General features: G+C 65.3%; 18 protein-coding genes. 4 read left to right on the forward strand and 14 right to left on the reverse strand.

From position 1 onward, the window contains the following. Positions 1-201 precede the first annotated feature (201 nt). Entirely contained in the window at positions 202-480 is a 279-nt protein-coding gene (locus C8J25_RS04940; protein WP_107952779.1) for a hypothetical protein, read from the forward strand. A 168-nt stretch (positions 481-648) separates the two neighbouring features. Here C8J25_RS04940 and C8J25_RS04945 read toward each other — a convergent pair whose 3' ends face one another. From C8J25_RS04945 to C8J25_RS04955, 3 genes are all read right to left on the reverse strand, one after another. Then, the gene (locus tag C8J25_RS04945; RefSeq protein ID WP_107952781.1) at positions 649-2,424 is read right to left on the reverse strand and encodes a recombinase family protein; all 1,776 of its coding nucleotides are present in this window, start codon (positions 2,422-2,424) and stop codon (positions 649-651) included. Positions 2,425-2,838: 414 nt separating this feature from the next. Then, positions 2,839-3,150 (reverse strand): 2Fe-2S iron-sulfur cluster-binding protein, encoded by a 312-nt coding sequence (locus C8J25_RS04950; protein ID WP_107952783.1) that lies wholly within the window; start codon positions 3,148-3,150, stop codon positions 2,839-2,841. Between the two features lie 197 nt (positions 3,151-3,347). Beyond that, a complete protein-coding gene (locus tag C8J25_RS04955) occupies positions 3,348-5,741 on the reverse strand; it encodes a TonB-dependent receptor (RefSeq protein WP_341871520.1) in 2,394 nt (797 codons plus the stop codon). A 278-nt stretch (positions 5,742-6,019) separates the two neighbouring features. Between C8J25_RS04955 and C8J25_RS04960 the strand changes: the two genes are divergently transcribed. The 3 genes from C8J25_RS04960 to C8J25_RS04970 all read left to right on the forward strand — a co-directional run bounded on the left by C8J25_RS04960 (position 6,020) and on the right by C8J25_RS04970 (position 7,879). Continuing rightward, entirely contained in the window at positions 6,020-6,415 is a 396-nt protein-coding gene (locus C8J25_RS04960; RefSeq protein ID WP_146173297.1) for a hypothetical protein, read from the forward strand. A gap of 110 nt (positions 6,416-6,525) precedes the next feature. Then, positions 6,526-6,855 (forward strand): UrcA family protein, encoded by a 330-nt coding sequence (locus tag C8J25_RS04965; protein ID WP_208622515.1) that lies wholly within the window; start codon positions 6,526-6,528, stop codon positions 6,853-6,855. A gap of 97 nt (positions 6,856-6,952) precedes the next feature. Beyond that, positions 6,953-7,879, forward strand: coding sequence for an MBL fold metallo-hydrolase (locus C8J25_RS04970; protein WP_107953341.1), 927 nt, complete (start codon positions 6,953-6,955; stop codon positions 7,877-7,879). Positions 7,880-7,919: 40 nt separating this feature from the next. On the opposite strand, the gene C8J25_RS04975 is transcribed toward C8J25_RS04970, so the two are convergent. From C8J25_RS04975 to C8J25_RS05025, 11 genes are all read right to left on the reverse strand, one after another. Then, positions 7,920-8,822, reverse strand: a complete 903-nt coding sequence (locus tag C8J25_RS04975; protein WP_107953343.1) for a Vgb family protein — start codon at positions 8,820-8,822, stop codon at positions 7,920-7,922. 73 nt (positions 8,823-8,895) lie between these two features. Further along, positions 8,896-9,780, reverse strand: coding sequence for a sterol desaturase family protein (locus C8J25_RS04980; RefSeq protein WP_107953345.1), 885 nt, complete (start codon positions 9,778-9,780; stop codon positions 8,896-8,898). Positions 9,781-9,883: 103 nt separating this feature from the next. After that, a complete protein-coding gene (locus C8J25_RS04985; protein ID WP_107952790.1) occupies positions 9,884-11,467 on the reverse strand; it encodes a tetratricopeptide repeat-containing sulfotransferase family protein in 1,584 nt (527 codons plus the stop codon). Positions 11,468-11,478: 11 nt separating this feature from the next. Then, positions 11,479-12,405 (reverse strand): response regulator transcription factor, encoded by a 927-nt coding sequence (locus tag C8J25_RS04990; protein WP_107952792.1) that lies wholly within the window; start codon positions 12,403-12,405, stop codon positions 11,479-11,481. After that, the gene (locus tag C8J25_RS04995; protein WP_107952794.1) at positions 12,395-13,819 is read right to left on the reverse strand and encodes an ATP-binding response regulator; all 1,425 of its coding nucleotides are present in this window, start codon (positions 13,817-13,819) and stop codon (positions 12,395-12,397) included. The genes C8J25_RS04990 and C8J25_RS04995 overlap by 11 nt, the downstream gene beginning before the upstream one ends. After that, positions 13,816-15,603 (reverse strand): allophanate hydrolase, encoded by a 1,788-nt coding sequence (gene atzF, locus C8J25_RS05000; protein ID WP_107952797.1) that lies wholly within the window; start codon positions 15,601-15,603, stop codon positions 13,816-13,818. Before atzF ends, C8J25_RS04995 begins: the two co-directional genes overlap by 4 nt. Beyond that, positions 15,603-19,214, reverse strand: a complete 3,612-nt coding sequence (uca, locus tag C8J25_RS05005) for an urea carboxylase (RefSeq protein ID WP_107952799.1) — start codon at positions 19,212-19,214, stop codon at positions 15,603-15,605. The genes atzF and uca overlap by 1 nt, the downstream gene beginning before the upstream one ends. After that, positions 19,214-19,837, reverse strand: a complete 624-nt coding sequence (locus C8J25_RS05010) for an urea amidolyase associated protein UAAP2 (RefSeq protein WP_107952801.1) — start codon at positions 19,835-19,837, stop codon at positions 19,214-19,216. The genes uca and C8J25_RS05010 overlap by 1 nt, the downstream gene beginning before the upstream one ends. Positions 19,838-19,846: 9 nt before the next feature. Continuing rightward, entirely contained in the window at positions 19,847-20,656 is an 810-nt protein-coding gene (locus C8J25_RS05015; protein ID WP_107952803.1) for an urea amidolyase associated protein UAAP1, read from the reverse strand. Next, the gene (locus C8J25_RS05020) at positions 20,653-21,459 is read right to left on the reverse strand and encodes an ABC transporter ATP-binding protein (RefSeq protein ID WP_107952805.1); all 807 of its coding nucleotides are present in this window, start codon (positions 21,457-21,459) and stop codon (positions 20,653-20,655) included. Before C8J25_RS05020 ends, C8J25_RS05015 begins: the two co-directional genes overlap by 4 nt. After that, positions 21,456-22,274, reverse strand: coding sequence for an ABC transporter permease (locus C8J25_RS05025; RefSeq protein ID WP_107952808.1), 819 nt, complete (start codon positions 22,272-22,274; stop codon positions 21,456-21,458). The genes C8J25_RS05020 and C8J25_RS05025 overlap by 4 nt, the downstream gene beginning before the upstream one ends. Between the last annotated feature and the right edge of the window lie 126 nt (positions 22,275-22,400).

Raw genomic sequence — 22,400 nt, forward strand, 5'->3', positions numbered from 1 at the left:
TCATTCGCAAATCCGAGGCCGCCCTGACAGACTGCCTTTTCCATTTGGAACGGCAATCGAGAAGGCCGTCGCGTTCTCGATTAAGATCCCTCGCGAGAACGCCGGCTCGGGCATGAACGCCCAATTGTTGCCGTTCGAAGTGCAGGTAGCGCGTCCCGAAAGCCGACGTTACGGTTGGCCCTAAATCGAGATAGGAGCAGCATGAAAGCGGCATTTTGGCGTTTTGCACACCAGCACTATCAAAATAGGACGCCGCTGCTCATCGTTGATGCTGCGGCATTTACATGGTTCGGGTTCTTTGTGCTGATCTATGCAGCGGCTCTGCTGGCTGGCTGGTTACCGAATTTCATAGAGGCGCTGGTCGGTCTGATGCTAGTAGGCGGTCCGTTGATGGTGGGGGTGCTTCATCGCCGTATCAGGATCGAAGCGGCTAAGGCCCCGGACGCGCTGTATAGGAAGCGGTTGCTCACAAATCGGTAATCCACGGTGTAAACTTCCCGGCGCATCGGCCCGAAAGCCGCAGATCCGCTTTCCTCACCATTCCCGAAATTCGATCCTATTTCGAGAATTGAAGCTGCCAAGGGCTGCGTCGTAAAAGGGGTCGCTTAATGTGATGATGGTGTACAGTATACGTGCGTCAAAAGGGCGTCAGCAACGACAGTGGGTCAACAAATCAAAGTGGCTGCACGTCCCCGCAACCAAACTCACTTGCAACACCTCCAAGGGCTCACCCGCGGAGGGTTTTCGCGTTTCTGGCTCAGCGCACAGCGACAGCATCGATGCCAGTTCGCCGTACCGCTCGAACGCGAGATCGCCGCCTTCCGGCGTCCGCACCACAGCCTCAATAAGCGCGCGCAACCGTTCGAACGCCTGCGCCTTCAGCGCTTCGTCCTTGAAGGCCGCGGTCAACTGTTCGACCTTCTCGCGATAAGCGCGGCTCAGTTCCGGGGTAAACAGCCCGGGCTCCGGGAAGCTGTCTGTGGTTTCCTGTTCGGTAAGTTCCTGTTTGGCGAGCAGGACCATGCGCCGCTCTGTCCAGATTTTCATCTCCTCTACGAACACCATCGCATCCACGCCTTCGAGGATGGCCGCCTTGGCGCGCGAGAGCTGCTGATCGGGATTGGCCAGTTCGGCTTCGCGCTCGGGGCGGGCGCTAACTGTTTCCGCCGTCAAGCGCCGGGTCTCTGCCTCGTATTCTAGAAGGAACGCTGCAACGACATCGTCACGCAGCATCTCACCCGACAAGCCTGCCAGCACGCGTATGTCGAGTTCGTCCTGGCGGATCGTCAGCCGGTCGCACCAAGTGGGTCCTTTCTTGGCGGCGGCCTGGCAGCCGAACCGGGTCTTGCCCGATTTCGTATAGCTCCCGCCGCAGCTGCCGCAGATCATCGTGCCGCTCAGCAGATATTTCGGGCGCTGCTGAGCGAAGAACGGCAGCGTGCCTATCTCGGTGCGCGGTTTCGCTGCACGCGGCAGCGTAGCTTGACGGGATTTGACCCGTTCCCAGAGTTCGAGCGTGACGATGCTGAGCGCCGGTGACTTGACGTCATCGGATATCTTCTCTTCCGGATTGATGAAGGCATGGCGCTTTCTCGTTTCCGGGTTCTTGCGATAGGTCTGCTTGCCGTACAGTCGTCGGCCCACACACAGCGGGTTGTCGAGGATGCCGGTGCCGCGCGCGGCATTGCCGGTCAGCGTGTTCGGCGTCCATGCCGCGGCCTTAGCGAGCGGATGTCTGCTGGCTTTGCCGTTGCGCGGCGAGGGCACACCGTCGGCATTGATGCGCCGCGTGAAGGCGATGGGCGACAGGCCGGCCGGATAGTCCTCGAAGGTCCGGACCACCACCGCGGCCTCGGTGGGCACGATCTGCTGCAGGCCGCGGATGCGTTCGCCATTGCCGTCGTGCTCGATGCGTTTTTCGTAGCCGTAGGCAGAGCCGCCGGGGTTCTGCCCCATCGCGTGACGACGCACGAGCGCATCGCGCGTCTTGTCGCTGGTGGCGCTCAACTGCTCGGCGTTGATCGTACCGATCATGCCGATGTGCAGCGGCGTGACTATGCCTTCCTTGCGCGTCGCTAGGACGATGCCGCGAAACCGGAGACGGTCGAACAATGTCGCGATATCGGCCTGACTGCACGACAGCCGGTCCATGGCGTCGGCGTAGACGATGTCGACGCCGCCTGCGGCAACCGCCGCCAGCAGCGCCTTCATACCGGGGCGGTGCATCGTAGCCGCCGACTCCGCTGCGTCTGTGAAGCACAGCACCTCCTGCCAGCCCTGGCGTATGACCTCGCGCCGGCACATCATCAGCTGCGCCTCGATCGACTGCACGTCATGTTTGTCCGTTGAATACCGCGCATATATCGCACACCGCTTCATCTTTCCTCCATTCGTGCTTCCTGTAATCGCAACGAGGGTCGTCATGATGGTCGCCTACCCCGTTTTCGGGGCGACCTGATTCTGCTGGGATATCTGCTGCCGCGCCAGGTCGCGCGCCAGCAGACGCGCGAGGTCCTGCGCGAGATCATGGAGCGGGGAGCTGCGAGGCAAATGACATCGACACAGGCTTGCTAGGCCGAACCCCTCGTGGACCACCAACGCTCAGGTCAAGTGGATGAACCGCACCAGTAAGGAGGTGGCCGTCAAACGCTGCGTTACGAGGCCCACGAGCAGTCGAGGGTGTGCCTCACAGGCGTAATGGCAGCATATTTTTCCTGTTAACCGTTATGTCCCGTTGCCTCACGTCTTACGAATACATCTCCAAAAAAACTGGACGTCAGAGCCGTTTAGGTTCATCATTAATCTTATCCAAAAGATACCGGTACTATACAACTGTCTTCAAATTGGAACTGTCACACGGAGCCCGTTCAGTGTTTCGCGGAAGGGTATCTGGCAGGACAATCGGGAAGTTGCTGTGCGACCATCTAGCTCGTCCAGAAGAGTTTCTTCATCATCAGTGACCTGGGGCAATTGCCCTATCTGTGCCGGATCGACGATGACGTGACAGGTGCCACAGGACAAGCTGCCGCCGCAGAGCGCAAGCAGTTCGTCAACGCCGCCCTCGCGAATAACTTCCATTACCGATAGTCCGGCGGTGGCCGCCAACGTTCGGGTCTGTCCTTCACGTGTGGTTACAATCAGATCGGCCATGTCTTATTCCAAGGGTAAGCGTACTGCGCCGCGAGCCGGGAGCCAGCGGGACAGATACGGTTGTCGAAAAAACGTTCGTGGCCAGCGTTCGTGGTCCAATCGAGGGAGTTCAGCGACCGCGCGCTTATCGGACGATGCGCAAACGGTCGCTGGATCGAACCCTAGGTCACACAAAACGGGGCGTGCCTCGGTGGTGATCAATAGTGGAACCTGAACTCCACGCCGACCCGGCGGGGCGTCAGGACACCGCGGGAATAATAGCGTTCGACCACGTCGCTGCGGACCTGGTTATAGGACGATATGTCGTTGCTGATCGCCGTCACCGCATATTTGTCGAAGATGTTGTCCGCGAACAGCCCGACTTCGAATGGCTTGGTGACGTAAGTCAGCGAGGCGCTGTGCGTCACATAGCCCGGGATCGCCTCGCCATTGCCGCGCAGGCCTACGCGCGAATAGATCTCGCCGCGGTAGATCGTTGCCCAGTTTGCCTCGATCTTCCTGCCGTCGCCGAGCGGATAGCTGTAGAGGAGCTGTGCGCTGCCCGAGTTCTTGGCAGATCCCGGCAGCCGATCGCCCGAAAGGGCATCGTCGCGAACGCCTTGGCTGGCCACCAGCCCGACGACACCCTGCGTCAGATGCGCGTCGACATAGGAATAGGTGCCCGTCAGCGCGAGGTTCGGGGTAATCTTGACCGTGCCCTGGAAATCGAATCCTTGCGACACCGCCTCGGCACCGTTGACGGTGATCCCGATTGCGCCGTTGAGCGTCTGGCTGGGCACCTGCACGCCCGACCATTTGACGTGATAGCCGTCGAGGGTCAGCAACAGCCGCTTGTCGAACAGGCTGGCGCGGACGCCCAGTTCTGCGTTGCGCGTGCGATCGGGGCCGTAGCCCACCTCGTTGGGCAGTGCGCACAGTACCTGCCCACCCGCCGCGGCTCTGGCCAGATCCTCGGGGGTGCAGGCGATGACCTGGTTGACGCCGCCGACGCGATAGCCCGTCGAATAGGTGGCATAGGCCAGCAGGTTCTCACTGAACTTGTACGAGGTGTTGGCCTTCCAGACGATGCCGTCCTTGCCGGTCGAGCCAGGCTTGAACCGGCTCGCATTGATCGTCGTGGACGGAAACGCGCCGATGCCCACGCCGATCAGCGGCAGCGCCGATCCGCCGACGATCGTCGCGTCGTACTTGAAGTAGCGGATGCCGCCAGTGACCTGCCACGCGTCGGTCAGGTGGAGCGACGCCTCGCCATAGACCGCCTTTTCGACGTTCTTGCTGTTGAGTTTCGAGACATATTCTAGGTCGTCGGGCCGCCCGGCGCCGGCAAAGTCCGAGAAGCCCGGCGTGTATTCATGCCGGTCGCTCGCATATTTCAGACGGTTGTAGAAGCCGCCGATCACCCAGCTCAGCGGGCCGCCATGCGTGGACACGAGGCGCACCTCCTGGTTGAGCTGCTTATAGCGACGTTCGTTGTTGGCGTAGGACGAGAAGGCGGGGAACGCCTCGTAGCCATAGTCTAGGTCGAGCAGCAGATCGGTGTTGTCGTCGACGCTGCTGATATGCTGCTTGGTATAAGCGGTGGTGCTCACCAGCTGGGCGATGCTGCCCAGGTTGATGTTGAATTCGGCGGAGAAGAGGTCGGCGCTGCGATCGACGGGCTCCAGATAGCGGAACGGCGCTTCGTAGTTGCCCGTGCCCAACACGCCGGCGCCATTCGCCTGGCGCCCGCCGGTCTTGGTCGTCTGGTGCGCGTAGGTCAGGTACGCCTTAATGTTGGGGTTGTACTCGAGCAGCAGCTGGTTGCGCGTGGTGAAGGTGTGCTCGTAGTTCACATCCTCCTTGCGCTTGAAATTCGCGGAATAGTCGGCGGTGGTGCCGAGGGAGCCGGTCGAGGTGGCCGTCGCGCGACCCGGCTGCGGGTTGGATACGCCCGGCTGCTGCAGCAGGTAGTTGTAATCCATGAAGCCGGCATTGTCGTAATAGCCGGTCGACGTGCGGAATGCGATGTGGTCCCGGACGATCGGCAGGTTGATCGCGACGTCGCCGACTCCGCCGAACTCATCCGAATGTGACTGCGCATAGCCGCGGCCATGGACGTCGATCGAGAAGCGGTCGGTTTCCGGGCGATTCGGGATGTAGCGTACGGCGCCGGCCAGCGTCCCGAGGCCATAGAGCGTACCCTGCGGCCCTTGCAGGACCTCGACCCGGTTGACGTCGATCAGCTTGAAATCGAGATAGAGCGGGACTTCGCCGAGATACACCCCGACCGAATTCCCGGCGTTGGCGCCGAGCACGCTGGTATCGCCTGACGCGATTCCGCGCAGGATGATGCCGCCGGTTGATGCCGGCCCGGTATCCGCGACGGTGACGCCGGGGACGAAGGCGGCAAGCGAACGAACATCGTCGAGCCGCAGCGATTGGATCGCCTCGGCGGACACGGCGCTGATGTTGATCGGCGCGTCCTGCAGTGTGGTTCGACGGCGGCTGCCGGTCACGATGATCTCGTTGGAGCCGGACTCGACGGCTGTTTCAGAGGCAGGCGGTGCGGGGGCATTTTGCTGTTCCTGTGCCATCGCGGGTGCTGCGGTCACGCTAACCAGCGCGGTCGCGCACAATAAACCTGCGCGCGAGAATCGTCCTGCCATTTAAGCCCCCTTGGTACGTAAAACGCTATCGCCTCTCCATGTTCTTCCTGTCGGCGTCGGCGCCTCGCTCGGGGCCAATCGCTTATGAGCAGAGTGTGGATATTATCGGCGGACCAACATGGGGCGTTTGACGTAAGCCGGCCGCGCATCCGGGGCGGGGTGCTGCAAAGACCTACGTCAAACGGCGCATGCCCGGCGGAGACGCGGCGCGATATCCAGTCGCCATGGTTCGTTACGCCACCTCGCGCGCGATACGCATGGCGCTCAGCCTGTTCTGCGCGCTGACCATGATCGCGCCGGCGCACGCGGAGCGACAGACGCGGGCTCGACTGGTAGCTTGCGGTGAGGGCAGTTGCCTCCGGCTGTCAGGATATCGGGCGCGGGCGGCCATGATCGTCAGGATCGGAGAGCATGACCTTTCGGTCGAGGGTGACCGTGCATGGCAGGCGACGGTCCCGCTGAATATCGCGCGCGCGTGGCCGATCGCCCGCAATTACGCGCTGCGCGTGGCCTTCGTTGATTTAGACGTTGGGACGGAGAGGGTTGAAACGGTCATGCTGCCGCCGGGGTCGCTTGGCGCTCGCACCCAAATCGCCTCGCTCATCGTCAGCGCGCGCTGACGCCGGCAAGCCCGTCCTTCGTCGCGCGCTTGTGATCGCACCCGGTCGGCCCTACGTTATCGTCACCTGATCGCCGGAGAGCGATGGGCCCGCGAACGCAGGAGATGATGATGAAGATTGGCCTGGCGGCATGTGCCGCACTCGTGATGGCGACCCCTGCCATTGCCGCACCCGGTGGAAATCCCTTCTCGGCCGACAGCGCCGTCCTCAACCTCAGCGGGATCGACCTCGCGAGCGTCGACGGACAGCAACGTCTCGCGATCCGGATGGACAACGTTGCGAACACGGTCTGTGGCGAGGGGCTGAGCTCGATCCACCTAGCGCTCGGCGCACAGGCGCGGGGGTGTCGTGCGGATGTGATCGCCGACATGCGGACGCGGATCGCTGCGGCAACTGCGTCGCGTGATCCCGCACGTGGCATGCAGTTGGCGTCGCGCTGACCGTTTGACCGGGGTGCGGCCGGATCGGTTCGCACCCCGGTTGCTGCTTCGTTAAATGGCGTATGGCCGCTGCAATGTCGGCGGCTACGGTTGGCGCATGAAGCGAGCGATCCTACTACGTGCAAATCTGAGTGCTGGCCTGCGTGCCGGTGCGCTTACTGCCTTTGCGCTACTATTGGCCGGCGCAGCGCCGCTCGGCACGGCGCCGCGGTTCGCGCATTGGATCGATGGCACGGCATCGGCCGAGCCCGAGGCCCAGGTACAGCAGATCGACGATGATACTTTCGTTATTCGCCAGTCGGTAAAGACCAATTTCGAGGCGCCCTTCCTCTATCTCCTGTTCGGCACCGATCGCGTGCTGCTGATCGACAGCGGCGCGGGCGGACTGAAGATTCGGCCGACGGTGGACCGGGTGATCGCGGATTGGCGCGCAAGTCACCAGCAGCGGCCAGTCCAACTGATCGTCGCGCATTCGCACTCGCATGGTGATCATCACGGTGGCGACGACGAGTTTCGCGATCGGTCGAATACCGAACTGGTCGGGCTTCAGCCGCAGCAGGTTGCGGCCTTTTTCGGCATCCGCGACTGGCCGAACGCGATTGGCCGGTACGACCTGGGGCATCGCATGCTCGATATCGTGCCGACCCCGGGACACGAGCCCGCGCACATCATGATCTATGACGCGCGGACGCGACTGATGTTCTCGGGCGACATGTTGTATCCCGGCAGGCTGTATGTGCCGCGCGATCGGTTCGACGTGTTTCGCGCAAGCGCGGTTCGGCTGGCGGGCTTTGCCAAAACCCATCCGGTGCGTGCGCTGCTCGGCGCGCATATCGAGATGACCACGACGCCCGGGAAGGATTACCCGATGGAAGCTCCCGCCCATCCGTCCGAGCACGGCCTAGCGCTGCCACCGTCGGCGTTCAACGAACTGAAGAAGGCTACCGCCAAGGCGAAGTCACCGGCGGAGATTGATCGCCACGCCGTCTTCATTGTCTATCCGGTAGAGCCAAAGCCCGCCTGAATACGGGAACCCGCATCGTAGCGGGCGACCGGGCGGTAGATCAGTTTCCGATCGTCTTGGGTTTGCGCCACCACGACATCGTGTGGGCGTCGTGCGCCGTGGTCCAAACGCCCGAGCGGGTATAGCGCAGCGCGCCGCTACCGGCGGGCGCGCCCATCCGCGTGGTGATCGCAAGCGACGAGGGATCGATCACCACGAAGGTCTGCCCGGCGGTCGTCCGCAGCCACACCTTGCCGCCGCCCGTGTCGATGTCGCCGTATTTCAACGTCTCGTCCACCTTGACACGGCCCGTTACCGCAGCGGTCGCCGGATCGATCCGCGCGACAGTGCCGTCCCCCTGTTCCTGGACCCATATCGACCCTTCGCCTGCCGCCAGGAAGCCGGGTTCGCGACCCAACGGCGTCGTGGCGACGACGTTATTGGTAGTTGGGTCGATCTTCTGCAGGCTTTGCTGCGTGCCGCTCACTGCCCAGAGCGATCCCATGCCGAAGGTCAAATAATAGCTGTCGGGGTTGGTCGGGATCGATGCGACGACGGCATTGGTGGCGGGATCGACGCGCGCGATCACACCCTTGGCGTCGCTTGCCACCCAGATCGATCCGGCGCCCGCGACGACGTTCAGTTCGCCTTTCGGATTGGCGATCCCGGTCACGATGACGGCGGTGATCTTTGCGGTCTTGAGGTCGATCCGGTTGAGCGTGAAATTCTTGCAGTCCGCGACCCATAGCGACTTGAACGCAATCGTCATGGCGCCGCAGGGATGGGCCATCGGGACTTCGGCGCGCTTGCCCTTGCGCGACCAGCGCTCGACCCGGCCGCTGTTGGTCGCCCAAATCGTCTTGCCATCGACCGCGAGAAAGTCCGCGAAGCCGGGCACGGGGATGACCTGTTCGCGCGGTTCGGCGGCCAATGCGGGCGTTGCGGCCGTGGCGATGCCGAACATCGCGGCGGCCCATGTCGTTGCGACTGTCTTATTCACTCTTTGTCTTGCCCCCGTATGTAGTCAGTATCATCGATCACGCAGGGACCTCTGTATCGGTATCGGACTGCCGCGCCTTGATCCGGTCGATCAGCGGTCGTGCCGGAAACAGGAACTGCTCCGGGATAGTCAACCGTCGGCGCTCATCCTGACCCACCAGTTCGGCTTCGCCGCTGCGGTACGTGCCGAAGATGCGATCGAGCAGGATCAGCGAATTGCCGTAATTGCAGCGCGTGTCCTCATAGGCCACCGAGTGGTGGAGGCTGTGGTTCTGGATCGTGGTGAAGACGAACGCGTACCATCGCGGCGGATCGAACCGCGTGTTGGCATGCGCGAAGGTCGACACCACCGCGAGGATGTTGAGCGCACAGAAGATCGCGGCCTGGGAAAGGTCGAGAAGCGCAACCACGCTGAGGCTGATCAGGAACAGCTCGATCGGATTGCCGACCGCACCCTTCATCGCGTTGAGCTGCGTCAGGTGATGATGCGGCGCATGCGTCGACCAGAAGAACGACTGGTTGTGCATCAGGCGGTGCAGCCAATATTGCCCGAACTCGATCAGGACGACGACCAGTGCGACCTGCAGCACGAACGGCAGGTGCATCGCCCACGGCGTTGCGATGCCGAGCGCCTGCTTGGCGGCCATCATCGGCTCGTCGGCGAAGGTCTTCGTCGCCCAGGCGATCACGGTGTAGCTGAGCACGACGTAGAAGACGTCCGTGAAGAACTCCCGCTTGGTCAGGCGCCAGCTCGAATGCCGCTCCTTGACCCATTCGAGCGCCTGGATCAGCGCGGTCGTCGTCAGGGTCGCGACCACGATGGACCAGGGGTTGTCGATCCAGCCCGCCGGGCCGAACGCCCAGAACAGGATGATGGCCGCGACCATCACGGGCTGCACGTAACTCAGAAGCAGTTTCTGCATCATAGGCACCTGATTGGGTCGGCGGTGAATGCGACCGCGCTGCGCCGTGACGTTAGGATGGGACGGCTCGCGTCGCAGGTGTGCGAATGACGTACGCCGGCGACTAGTCGACGGTGATTCCGTGACGCTCGAGGAAGTCGCGCGCGGGCCCCAGCGCGTCGGCGTGGAGACGCCAGCGATCGATCGAGTCCCGATAGAGCGGCCGGCGGACCTGCGCGGCGCTCGGCGTCGAAACCGGCGCGGCGTTGGTATGGAAATCGAGGCAGGCATCCGACCAGTCGAGTCCGCAATGCGCGAGCAGGCGGGCGGTCTCCTCCCGCTGGTTGTCGACCAGCGTCTCGTAATTGAGTTCCAGCACGCGGCCGGGCAGCACCTCGCGCCACAGCGCCATCATGCGGTCGAAGCGTTGGTAATAGGCGGCGATGTCGAGCAGGTCGTAGCTATAGTCGTAATAGCGCGATCCGACTGCGAACAGGTTGCGGAAGTTGGCGAGGATCGTGTCCATCCGGTTGCGGCGGAGGCAGACGATCGTCGCGTTGGGCAGGGTGCGGGCGATGATGCCGACATACAGGAAATTGCCCGGGAATTTGTCGATGATACGCGGTTTCGTACCGGAGGCGTGGGACGCAGCGCGCGCCAGATAGTCACGACCGATCTCGCTAAGGTCTACGCTGGCGGCGGCGTGGATCGTCTCGGGATCGAGCACGGTTCGGCTGCGCGTTCCCGCCGCGGCTTTTACCGCGAGCGGCATCGCCTGGAGTTCGCCGGCGCTCTCGACTTCGGGGTGCGACGACAGGATGCGGTCGACCAGCGTCGTGCCCGTGCGCGGCATGCCGACGATGAAGATCGGCGATGCGGGTGATGGGTTCGCGACCCAAGCCTTCGCGATCGTCGGCCAGCACGCCTCGACCGCATCGAAATTGGCGGCATCGTCGGCGAAGCGATAGGGCAGCGTGGCGCGGTGTTCGGCATTGGTTTCGGCTAGGATGGTGAACGCGGCGTGGGGATCGGCGAGGTCGTCGATCTCCTTGGCGAGCGCGTAACCGAGCAGCAAGCGATCCCGCGGTGTCCGCGTAGCCTCTCGTACGGTCGAGAGCCGGTCGACATGGTTGCGGTCTGGCGTCTGGCGGCGCAATCCTGCCAGCAGATGATGTGCGCGGGCGTCCTCCGGGCCCAAGGCGAGCAGGTCTTCGAGCGCCTGTTCCGCTTCGTCCTGTCGCCCGAGGAAGCTCAGAGCAGCCGCCTGGTTGTAGCGGAACGCGGTGTTCGTGGGCGCACGTCGCACGGCTTCGGCGAAGTGGGAAAGCGAGGCGGCATGATCGCCCAGCCGCGCATAAACGCAGCCCATCGTGTCGCGTCCGAGCGCGTCGGTCGGCGGTGACAGCTCGGCGGCGGCGAGCGCCGATGCGGCGTCCGCATCCCGCCGGACGAGCGTGTAGAGGCGGGCGAGTTGCGCCTGATATTCGCCGCACCCGTCAAGCGTGACGGCCGTTTCGATCAGGTCTATCGCGATGCGCACCTTGCCGAGCGCGGCCGTGCCGATCCCGGCGAGAAAATGCGCCTCGGCTGCGTCCGGCGCTTCCGTGCGCCAGCGGGTCGCGGCGGCAAGCGCGCCCTCGTTGTCGCCACGGGCGAGCGCCGCTCGGATAGCGGTGGCGCGGGTGGCCGTGTCTGCGGTTCGATCCATGCGGCCTCGACCTAGCGCGTCAGCGTGGTGACGGCGATCGCGGTCGCCGACGCGCGGTTCTCCACGCCCATCTTCTCGAAAATCTGCTCGAGATGCTTGTTCACGGTGCGCGGACTGATCTCGAGGATTTCGCTGACCTCACGGTTCTGCTTGCCGCGGCTGATCCAGAGCAGGACTTCGGCCTCGCGCGAGGTGAGCCCGTGCTGGGCGGCGAGCATCGCCTGCTCCTCGCCTTCGTGGCGTTCGGTCAGGCGGAACACCCACTGGTCCGCGGCGGTGTTGCGCAGCAGGCCGGCTTCCAGCGTGCGATCGCCGGCTGCCACGGTGACGCGCGCTCCCGGCATCGGGGGGCTAGCCTGCAACGCGCGCAGCGCCGCCAGGAAAGGCATCGGCAGCCCGCCGGATGCGCAGGACCAGCCGGGGAACAGCCGTTCGAGCATCGCGCTCGCGGCCGGGGTCAGCCATTGCGGCTCCCCGGCACCATCGACCGCGAGCGCTGGCCGGCCGCTCATGTCGAGTGCAAGCTGGCTGCCATGCGCGACGCGTGCGGTGGCCAGGTGCACCCGGATGCGGGCCAGCAGCTCTTCGATCACGATCGGCTTGCTGACGAAGTCGATGCCGCCGGCGTTGAGCCCGCGGACGACATGCTCCGTCTCGGTCAGCCCGGTCATGAAGATGATCGGCAGATGCTGGAACGCCGGAATGGCCTTGATGCGCAGGGTCGTCTCGAACCCGTCGAGATTGGGCATCACCGCGTCCATCAGGATCAGGTCGGGCGTGATATTCTTCAACAGCGCGAGCGCGGCGAGACCGTCGATCGCGATCAGGACGGTCATCCCGGCGCTCTCGATCGTCGTGGTCAGGAACCGCAACGCCTCGGGCGTGTCGTCGACGACCAGGATGACCGGCCGTGCCGCCTCTGCGGGTTCAACGCGCATCGTCGAGCGTCTTCTGGAGCGAGGCGAGATCGAGGTCGAGTAGCTGGCGCCTCAGTACGGCAACAAAGGGGGCGGCGGTCGGTATCGTCTGCTCGAACATATCGAGCGCGTTTTCCAACCCGCGGAGGTGACCGATCCTCGCGAGGTCGCGTAGGCGATCGAGGAAGGGCAGGGCCGCTGCGGGCAGGGGGGCCAATACTGCGGGGGTCTCGGGTATGTCGGGTGCCGCCGCTTCGTCCCAGCGCAGATCGAGCTGCGTGCCGATCAGCGAGATCAGCGCGTCGAGTTCGACCGGCTTCGTCACGAACGCATCGTGGTTGCGGCGGTCCTCCCCACCGTTGTTGAGTTCATGCACGTCGGCGGACACCATCACGATCCGCAGCGCTGTGCCGTGCGTGGCGCGCAGCCGGGCAGCAACGTCCCATCCGCTCATCCCGGGCATCTGGATGTCGAGCAAGACGATATCGGCGGGCGTGCGTTCGGCCAGCAGGAGCCCCTCCGTTCCATTCGCTGCGGTATGCACTGCGAAACCCAGCGCGGCGAGCAGCGACTGGAGGATGGCACGCTGCGCAGGATCGTCGTCGATCACGAGCACGGTCCGTGGCGGTCCCCCATAGCCCGTGATCCTTGCACCCTGCACGGGCGGGCGCGAGGCGACCATCGGCGCGGGCAGCATGATGCGGAAGCGGAAACTGCTCCCGACTCCCGGCTCGCTTTCCACCGCAATGTCGCCGCCCAGCACGCTGGCAAGCACGCGGGTGATGGCGAGGCCCAGGCCGATGCCCGGCTGACTTTGCGCCTCTGCCGAGTTGCCGCGTTCGAACGGTTCGAACACGCGGTCGAGGTCGCCCGCGGCGATGCCGATGCCGGTGTCGCGGACCTCGATATCGGCGACCTGGCTGCGGTAGCGGACCTTGACGGCGACGCTGCCCGATTGCGTGTATTTGATCGCGTTGGAGACGAGGTTGATGAGGATCTGGCGCAGGCGCTTCTCGTCCGCCTTCACCTGCGCGGGCAGCCTATCGTCGACGTCGAGCGTCAGCGTCAGGCCCTTGGCGGCGGCCTGCATCCGGAACATGTCGACGATGTGGTCGAGCAGCCCGCGGATGTCGATCAGGTCCGATCGGATCGTCAGGACGCCGCTCTCGATCCGCGAGATTTCGAGCAGCCCCTCGACCAAATTAGTGACGTGTTCGGCGGAGCGGCGGATGATCGTCCCGACTTCCGCACCGGACAGCGTGTCGTCGCGTTCCAGCAGCTGCGCATAGCCGTAGATGACGTTGAGGGGCGAACGGATCTCATGGCTGACCGCGACGAGGTAGCGGGTCTTCGCCTCGTTGGCGGCCTCGGCCGAGACCTTGGCGCGCTCAAGCTCGGCCAGGGTCGCCGCATGGGATGCGTTCGCCGCGGTCATGACCCGCCTGGACGCGGCAGCGTGGCGATATAGGCGCGCCACCCACCGAGCGCGGTGATGTCCTCGGCGCCGACGATCGCACGCGGCTCGGCGACGAAGCCCTTGACGGTCGATCCGTCGGCGAGCGTCACCGAGCCGATCGCAAGCGGCGCCGGGACCTCGACGACGAAGCTGCCGAATGCGGCGACGTCGAGTTCGTAGACTTCCACTGCGATCGCGGCGCCGTCGTCTTCGCCGACATGGATCAGCGCGGGCTTGGGCGGTGTGGAATTGGCCATCGCGTACAGTCGATAGGTTGACGCGGTGGTGGTGGCACTGACCAGCCTCGCCTCGCGGGATGTCAGCTGCCAGTGGAGCGGCATGCTTTCGAGATGCGCGCCGACGACGGCGAGTTTCACGGTTTCCATACTATCCTCAATGTTCAGGGGCGGGGGGGGGGGAAGCGCAGCGGCGGCGAGATAGGCCTCGCCGGCGTCGAGCAGGCCCTGGTCGGTCCAGGCGGGTGCGATCAGCGTAATGCCGAAGCCGGTGCCGTTGTCACGCCAGCCGGCGGGCACAGCGAGCGCGGCCATGTCGAGCAGGTTGACGAAATTGGTGTAGAGACCGAGGTTGCTGTTGAGCGCGATCGGTGCCGCGCGCATCTCGGCGATCCGGTAGATCGTCGGCGTCGTCGGCAGCGCGAGCAGGTCGATATCCTGCCACATCGCGTCGGCGATCCGCTGAAGCGCGGCGAGCCGATACTGGCCCTCGAAGACGTCTACGCCGCTGACGGAACGTCCGGATTCCATGATCGCGCGCACGGTCGGATCGATCGCCTCTGGGTGCGTATCGAGCAGCGGCAAGGCGGCAGCCGTGCGTTCCGCCACCCAAGGGCCGCCGTATAGCAGCATCGCCGCCTCGCGCAGGGGCGCCATGTCCACCTCCACCAGTTCTGCGCCGTCCGCGGCCAATGTCGCCAGTGCCTGTTCGTACAGGCGCGCGGCGGTGGAATCGCCAAGGAAGATACGCTGGTCGGGCGCTGGTACGCCGATTCGGCGTGTGGCGACGGGACGGTCCTCGCGTGGGCGGGAATAGGCGTCGGTGCGGTCGAAGCCGGCGACTACCTCGTCGATCGCGCGCGCGTCGGCGATGGTGTGAGCCAGCACGGTGATGCAGTCGAGCGTGCGGCATGCGGGCACCAGCCCGGTGGTGCTCCAGCGGCCTTTGGTGGGCTTCATGCCGATCAGGCCGTTGAACGCGGCGGGGACGCGACCCGATCCGGCGGTGTCGGTGCCGAGCGCGAACGCTACCAGTCCGGCCGCGACCGCCACTGCCGAGCCGGAACTCGATCCGCCACTGACATAGGCACGGTTGAATACGCATGCGGGTGCGCCGTAGGGGCTGCGGGTGCCGTTGAGGCCCGTCGCGAACTGGTCGAGGTTGGTCTTGCCCATCGGGATCGCGCCGGCCGTGATTAGGCGTTCGACCACCTCGGCAGAGATGGTCGGCGTGTAAGCAAAGTCTGGGCACGCGGCGGTGGTTGGTACGCCCGCCAGGTCGATATTGTCCTTGGTCGCGAACGGCACCCCGGCAAGCGGCAGTACCTCTCCTGCGGCGATCCGTGCGTCGACGCGGCGTGCGTACGCCAGGACATCGGCATCGGCGATGCGCGTGATCCACACCGCGGGCTGGATCGCCGCATAGGCGTCGATACGTGCCAGCGCGGCTCGGGCGACGCTGACCGCATCGGTACGCCCAGACGTAACCGCGGCGGCGATGTCACCGACGTGGAAGGCGACGTCCATCACGCGACTTCCACCGCGAGCATCGCGCCGCCGGGCGAGAGCGGTTGTCGCTCCTGGACGTAGATGCGGCGTATCGTACCCGTGACGGGGCTGATCACGGGCGATTCCATCTTCATCGCCTCGATGATGCCGATCGTGTCGCCCTCCGTCACTTCCGCCCCCACGGCGACCAGCAGCTTCCACAAGCTGCCGCCGAACGGTGCCTCCACCAGTTCGCAGCCTTCGGGCACGTCGATCTCGGCAGTCGCTGCGCCAGCGTCCGCTTCCTCGGTCAATGCCGCGACCCGGTCGAACTCGCCGTTGCGCTCCCAGTCCGCACGCTCATCGTCGAACGCCGCCTGGCGTTGTACCTGGAATGCGGTGATCGACGGCGCGTTGTCGGCAAGAAAGGCGCGGTATTCCGAGAGGCGGAACACTTCCTCCTCGATCCGGATGGCGCGCCGGCCGAGCGGGAAGTCGCGACGCCACTCGGTCAGTTCGTCGTGGCTGACCGGAAAGAAGCGGATGCGGTCGAAGAAGCGCAGCAGCCACGGCTTGCCGTCGCGGAACGCGTCGGTCTGGCGCCAGGCGTTCCACACCTGGATGGTGCGGCCGAACAACTGGTATCCGCCGGGGCCTTCCATGCCGTAGATGCACATGTACGCGCCGCCGATGCCGACCACGTTGGGCGGCGTCCAGGTGCGCGCGGGGTTGTATTTGGTGGTGACGAGGCGGTGGCGCGGGTCGATCGGGGTAGCTACCGGCGCGCCGAGATAGACGTCGCCGAGGCCCATTACGAGATACTCGGCGTCGAACACGATGCGCTGGACGTCGTCGATGCTGTCGAGCCCGTTCACGCGGCGGATGAACTCGATATTGTCGGGGCACCACGGCGCGTCGTCGCGCACTGATTCCATGTATTTGTCGATTGTCTGGTAGATCGCCGGGTCTTTCCACGACAGCGGCAGGTAGATCACGCGCGACGGGATTTCGAAATCGTCGAGGCCTCCGAGCCTTTCCTCGGCTGCGGCTAGCGCATCGAGCAGCGATGCCTGCGAAAGCTGCCGGCTGTCGTAGTGGATCTGCAGCGAGCGGATGCCCGGGGTCACGTCGATGATGCCGGCAAGCGCGGCCTTCTCGACTTCGAGCATCAGTGCGTGGACGCGGAGCCGGAGTTCGAGATCGAGCATGATCGGGCCGTATTCGACCAGCAGGTTGCGATCGCCCTGCTGACGATAGGTGACGGCGGGGCGTACGCCTTGTGCCTCGATCGCGCGCAAGATCGGCGAACCGAGCGCGTTGTCGGACTCCGCTGGTTCAGCCGTCGAAGCCGATAGCGTAGCGACGAGTTGGTCCTGCGCCTGCTCGGCCGCGACCGCTGTCGCATTGTCGATCGGTGCGAAGCGGACACTGTCGCCCGGGGCGAGCTGCCCGACCTTCCATAGATCCGCCTGCGCGACCACGAACGGACAGACGAAGCCGCCGAGCGAAGGACCGTCGGGACCGAGGATGATCGGCATGTCGCCGGTGAAGTCGACCGCGCCGATCGCATAGGCATTGTCGTGGATGTTCGACGGGTGAAGCCCTGCCTCGCCGCCGTCCTTGCGTGCCCAGTGCGGCTTGGGCCCGAGCAGGCGGACGCCGGTGCGGTTGGAATTGTAGTGCACCTTCCACGCCGTGCTGCGCAGCATCGCGATGTCGTCGGAGGTGAAGAAATCGGGGGCGCCGTGCGGGCCGTAGAGGACGGAAAGCGTCCATTCGCGGGTGATCGCCGGTCGGTCGGCGAGCGCGAGCGTTGCGGCGCGCACGCTGGGCGGATCGGTTCGGGCCAGATGCAGCGTGTCGCCGGTCATCACCGCGCGCCCGGCATGGCCACCGAACTCGCCAAGCGTGAAGGCGCTGCGGCTGCCGAGGAACAGCGGCACGTCGAGCCCGCCGGCGATCGCGATATAGCCGCGCATGCCGCCAGCCGCGACGCGCCCGATCTTGAGGATCTGGCCGGCCGCAATGTCGATCGGCTCGTAGGAGGACACTGGCGTACCATCCACGACTGCACCGAAATCGGCGCCGGTCAGGCAGATCCGGGTGGCGACGTTGAAGAGCAACGTCGGCCCGGCGGCGGTGATCTCGAGCCCTGCCGTGTCTTCCGCGTTGCCGAGCAGCCGGTTGCCAAGGCGAAACGCGAGTGCGTCCATCGGCCCAGAGGGCGGTACGCCCACATCCCACAGGCCTAGCCGGCCGGGGTAATCCTGGACCGTGGTGGACGCGCCGCCCGCCAGCACGCGGATCGACCGCGGCGTATAGGCGATGTCAGCAAGCGCGCGGGTCGAGACCTCTCCGCTAGTGAACACCGGCGAGCGGACGACGGTACGCAGCCAGTCGAGATTGGTCTCGATCCCTGCAATCGACGTATGGTCGAGCGCGTCTTGCATCGCCTTGACCGCGGCGTCGCGCGTGGGTGCGGTGACGATCAGCTTGGCGAGCATCGGATCGTACCAGCTCGATACCTCGGTGCCGGCGGCGATCCAGCTGTCGACGCGCGGGCCTTCGGGAAACGAGACGCCGACCAGCCGGCCCGAACTCGGTCGGTAATCCTGCGCAGGGTCTTCGGCATAGAGGCGGACCTGGATCGACGCGCCGACTGGCTTCGCCTCGAAACCGTCGAGGAAGGCAAAGTCGCCAGCCCCGCCGCGCACCATCCATTCGACGAGATCGACACCGGTGACCTGTTCGGTGATGCCGTGTTCCACCTGGAGCCTGGTGTTGACCTCAAGGAAGAAGAAGTCGTCGCGTTCGGCGTCGTAGAGGAACTCTACCGTTCCCGCGGACCGGTAATCGGCGGCGGCGGTGAGCCGGACGGCGGCGTCGATCAGCGCCTGACGCGTGGCAGCGGGGAGCAGGGGGGCGGGAGTTTCCTCGACGACCTTCTGGTTGCGCCGCTGAAGCGAGCAATCGCGTTCGCCGAGCGCGACGACACTACCGGCGCCGTCGCCGAACACCTGAACCTCGATATGCCGCGCGCGCGCGACGTAGCGTTCGAGGAACACGCCGCCGTCGCCGAAATTGCCTGCGCCGAGGCGGGCTACGGTGGCGAAGCCCTCGCGGATATCGGCTTCGTCGGCACAGACCTTCATGCCGATGCCGCCGCCGCCCGCGGTCGCCTTGAGGATGACCGGGTAGCCGATCCCCGCCGCCGCCTCGACCGCAGCGGCTTCGTCCTGGAGCAGGTCGGTGCCGGGTGCGAGCGGCACGCCCTGCGCGGCGGCGAGATCGCGTGCGGTATGCTTCAGGCCGAAGGCGCGAATGTTGTCGGGGGTCGGACCGATGAACGCGATGCCGCGCGCGGCGCATGCCTCGGCGAAGGCGGTGTTCTCGGACAGGAAGCCATAACCGGGATGGATCGCCTCGGCGCCGGTCGCCTCGGCCGCGGCGAGGATCGCTTCTACATTGAGGTAGCTCTCTGCCGCTGGCGGTGGACCGATCCGGACCGCCTCGTCGGCCTGGGCAACGTGCGCGGACCCGGCGTCGGCGTCGCTGAACACCGCGACCGAACCGACGCCCATCGTCTTCAGCGTGCGGATGATGCGGCAGGCGATCGCGCCGCGATTGGCGATCAGGACCTTTTTGAACATCACGCCGAAACCTGCATGCGCACAGGCGTCGGGTTGAAGCCGTTGCAGGGATTGTTGACCTGGGGGCAGTTGGACACGACCACGATGACGTCCATGTCGGCGCGCAGATCGACGGTCAGTCCGGGCGCGGAGATGCCGTCGACGATGCCAAGCGTGCCGTCCGCCTCGACCGGCACGTTCATGAAAAAGTTGATGTTCGACACCATGTCCCGCTTGCCGCGTCCCGCACGGACGTTCGCGTCGAGGAAGTTGTCGACGCAGCTATGCTGGGCCTTCGTATGGTGGCCGTAGCGCAAGGTGTTGGACTCGCACGAGCAGGCGCCGCCGATCGTGTCGTGATAGGCGACGCTGGTGCCGGTGATCGTCATCATCGGCCGACCTTCGTTCGACAACAGCACCGCGCCCTCGCGCAGGAACAGGTTGCGCTGTGCCGCTATCGTGTCCTGTGCGCTGTACCGTTCGGAATCGTCGGCTGCGGCGTACATCAGGAAATCGACCGCCTGATTGCCTTCGAGATCGACAATGCGCAGCGTTTCACCAGCGGCGATGCGGTGCATCCACGGTGCGCGGGCAGGGACGATCTCGTCGTGGCGGATGGTACCGGGGTGGGGGGAAGTGGTCATGTCGGTCCTTCAGCGCGCGTACAAATCTTCGGTGTTGAGAAAGGCGCGGAGCCCCTCGGGCGTCGCGGAGCGTACAGGGTCGTCCTCAGCGGCCGGTTCGCCACGCCACGCCGTCGCGCGCAGCGGCGTCACCGTGAAATCGGCGCGGGTGTCGAGCACGTGAGGGCAGTTCGCGAGCACGACGATCAGGTCCATTTCCGCGCGCAGGACGAGCGTCCGGCCAGGCGGGAAGGGGCCGATCTCGGGCAGGGTGGCGCCGTCCTCGGCGATCCGGACGCCCTTGAACCAGTTGATGCAGGGGTGGACGTCCTTGCGACCGAGCCCGTGCCTCGCGACACCCAGCATGAAGCGGTCGCGCGCGTTCGGATGCGCGCCGTAATTCTTGCCGTCCCCGTAAGCGCGCGCGTTGGATGCTTCGTTCGATGCGCCGCAAAACGCGTCGTGCGTGCCGGCGTCGTCTGCGAGGATGGTCATCATCACGCGGCCCATGTCCGACAGCAGCAGCCGACCCGCACCCAGATAGCCGTTCCACTGCACCTTGAGCGTGTCGGCGACGTTCAGCCGTTCGGTCGGCGTCTCGGCGTTGAAGACCAGCATCGAGGCGCAGGCGTCGCCGGCGACGTCGATCAGCCGCAGGCGTGTGCCGCGCGCGATCCGGCGCGACGTGTAGCCCGCAGGGGCGACGGTCTCTTCCCAGACGGTTTCGCCGGGGGCGTCGGCGGCAACGGCGGGGAGAGTGGGCATCGCCTCTACCCGGGTGCCCGTCATCGCGCGGGCGTGATCGCGGGCGCCGTACGGATCGGCGGTGGTCGTCGTCATGCGAAGGGTCTCCGTGGAAGATCGGGCCGTGGAAGATCGCCAACACCGATCGCGTCGACGAGCGCCTGCGGTGGCAGGGTCTTGCGATCGAGCGGCAGGTCGTAGGTGGTGGTGGCGCCGAAGCGGTGCGGCGCGTGCGGATCGTGGCGGCGCTTGTCGAAGGCGAGCACGCGCGTACCAAGCTTGAACGCCTCGCCGATGTCGTGCGTCACCATCACAATGGTCAGCCCGCGCTCCTGCCAGAGCCTGGTGATGAGCGCGTGCATGTCGAGGCGGATGCCCGGATCGAGCGCGCCGAACGGCTCGTCGAGCAGGAGGATGCGGGGATGCTTGACCAGCGCCTGCGCAATCGCGAGCCGCTGCTGCATGCCGCCCGACATCTGTGCCGGATAGACGTCGAGGCTGTGATCGAGGCCGACCGCGGCGAGCATCTCGACCGCGGTGTCGCGCGCTGCACGCCGCTGCGCCCCGAACAGTCGCGCGGCAAAGGGCGCCTGCGCACATTCGAGCCCGAACATCACGTTGCGCAGCGCGGTGAGGTGCGGGAACACCGAATAGCGCTGGAACACGACGCCGCGATCGGGGCCGCATTTGGCGCGCATCGACTTGCCATCGAGCAGCACTGCGCCGCGGGTCGGCGCTTCCTGGCCGAGGATGAGGCGGAGGAACGTGCTCTTGCCGGCACCCGACGGGCCGACCACCGCGACGAAGCTGCGCTCGGCGATCTTGAGCGAGACGCGTTCGAGCACGATCTTGTCGCCATATTCGACCCAGATGTTGCGGAGTTCCAGAAGCGGGGTCACCGGCCGCCCCCATGTGCCCAAGGGAAGCCGCGGCGGCTGACGAACAGCAACAGTGCATCGGCAGCGATCGCGAGCAGCGAGATCCAGGCGACGTAGGGCAGGATGATGTCCATCGCGAAATAGCGCCGGACCAGGAAGATGCGGTAGCCGAGCCCGACATCGGAGGCGACGGCCTCGGACGCGATCAGGAACACCCAGGCCGGGCCCATCGACAGCCGTAGCGCCTCGATCAGGCGCGGCATCAACTGCGGCAGGGCAACGCGGATCGCCAATTGCCAGCTGTTGGCGCCGAGGGTCTGCGCCTTGACGGTCTGCTCGACGGGCAGGTTGGCGACGAAGCTCGTCAGGTCGCGCGTCATGAACGGTGCGATGCCGATTGCAATCAGCGCGATCTTCGAGGCTTCGTCGAGCCCGAGCACGATGAACAGGATCGGCAGCACCGCGACCGGCGGGATGACCGCGATCACCGCGACCGTCGGGCCGAGCACGGCGCGCGCGAGCGGCATGACGCCGAGCAGCAGGCCGAGGACCAGCGCGCTCGCAGTCGCAATGGCGAGGCCGATGGCGAGGCGATAGAGGCTGGCCAGCGTATCGGCGACGAGGATGACGCGATCGGTCGAGGGATCGCGATCGGTGGTGAACCCGCGAATGGCCTGCGCCATCGCCTCGAAGGTCGGCAGCACCTTGTCGGCAGGGTTCTCAAGGTGGCGCGCTTCGGAGGCGAGCAGGTAGACGAACAGCAGCGCCACGATCGGCAGCGCGCCCAGCAGAAGCTGCGCTCCGCGGCCGAGGCGGATATCGACAAGCCGCGTCAACGCCGATGCCTTGCGTCGGTGCGGTTGCGCCGGTCGGTCGTCTTGCTGGAATGTTGTGGCAGTATGCTCATCTCATCCCCGGATTTCATGCATGCCGACGGCACGGCGTGAGATCCGTCGGAACGG

The sequence above is a fragment of the Sphingomonas faeni genome, assembly GCF_003053745.1.
Classification (GTDB): domain Bacteria; phylum Pseudomonadota; class Alphaproteobacteria; order Sphingomonadales; family Sphingomonadaceae; genus Sphingomonas; species Sphingomonas faeni.

Coding starts and splice junctions, on each gene's coding strand:
- C8J25_RS04940 (WP_107952779.1), top strand. CDS start 202: ATGAAAGCGGCATTTTGGCGTTTTGCACACCAGCACTATCAAAATAGG.
- C8J25_RS04945 (WP_107952781.1), bottom strand. CDS start 2,424: ATGACGACCCTCGTTGCGATTACAGGAAGCACGAATGGAGGAAAGATG.
- C8J25_RS04950 (WP_107952783.1), bottom strand. CDS start 3,150: ATGGCCGATCTGATTGTAACCACACGTGAAGGACAGACCCGAACGTTG.
- C8J25_RS04960 (WP_146173297.1), top strand. CDS start 6,020: ATGGTTCGTTACGCCACCTCGCGCGCGATACGCATGGCGCTCAGCCTG.
- C8J25_RS04965 (WP_208622515.1), top strand. CDS start 6,526: ATGAAGATTGGCCTGGCGGCATGTGCCGCACTCGTGATGGCGACCCCT.
- C8J25_RS04970 (WP_107953341.1), top strand. CDS start 6,953: ATGAAGCGAGCGATCCTACTACGTGCAAATCTGAGTGCTGGCCTGCGT.
- C8J25_RS04975 (WP_107953343.1), bottom strand. CDS start 8,822: ATGTTCGGCATCGCCACGGCCGCAACGCCCGCATTGGCCGCCGAACCG.
- C8J25_RS04980 (WP_107953345.1), bottom strand. CDS start 9,780: ATGCAGAAACTGCTTCTGAGTTACGTGCAGCCCGTGATGGTCGCGGCC.
- C8J25_RS04985 (WP_107952790.1), bottom strand. CDS start 11,467: ATGGATCGAACCGCAGACACGGCCACCCGCGCCACCGCTATCCGAGCG.
- C8J25_RS04990 (WP_107952792.1), bottom strand. CDS start 12,405: ATGCGCGTTGAACCCGCAGAGGCGGCACGGCCGGTCATCCTGGTCGTC.
- C8J25_RS04995 (WP_107952794.1), bottom strand. CDS start 13,819: ATGACCGCGGCGAACGCATCCCATGCGGCGACCCTGGCCGAGCTTGAG.
- atzF (WP_107952797.1), bottom strand. CDS start 15,603: ATGGACGTCGCCTTCCACGTCGGTGACATCGCCGCCGCGGTTACGTCT.
- uca (WP_107952799.1), bottom strand. CDS start 19,214: ATGTTCAAAAAGGTCCTGATCGCCAATCGCGGCGCGATCGCCTGCCGC.
- C8J25_RS05010 (WP_107952801.1), bottom strand. CDS start 19,837: ATGACCACTTCCCCCCACCCCGGTACCATCCGCCACGACGAGATCGTC.
- C8J25_RS05015 (WP_107952803.1), bottom strand. CDS start 20,656: ATGACGACGACCACCGCCGATCCGTACGGCGCCCGCGATCACGCCCGC.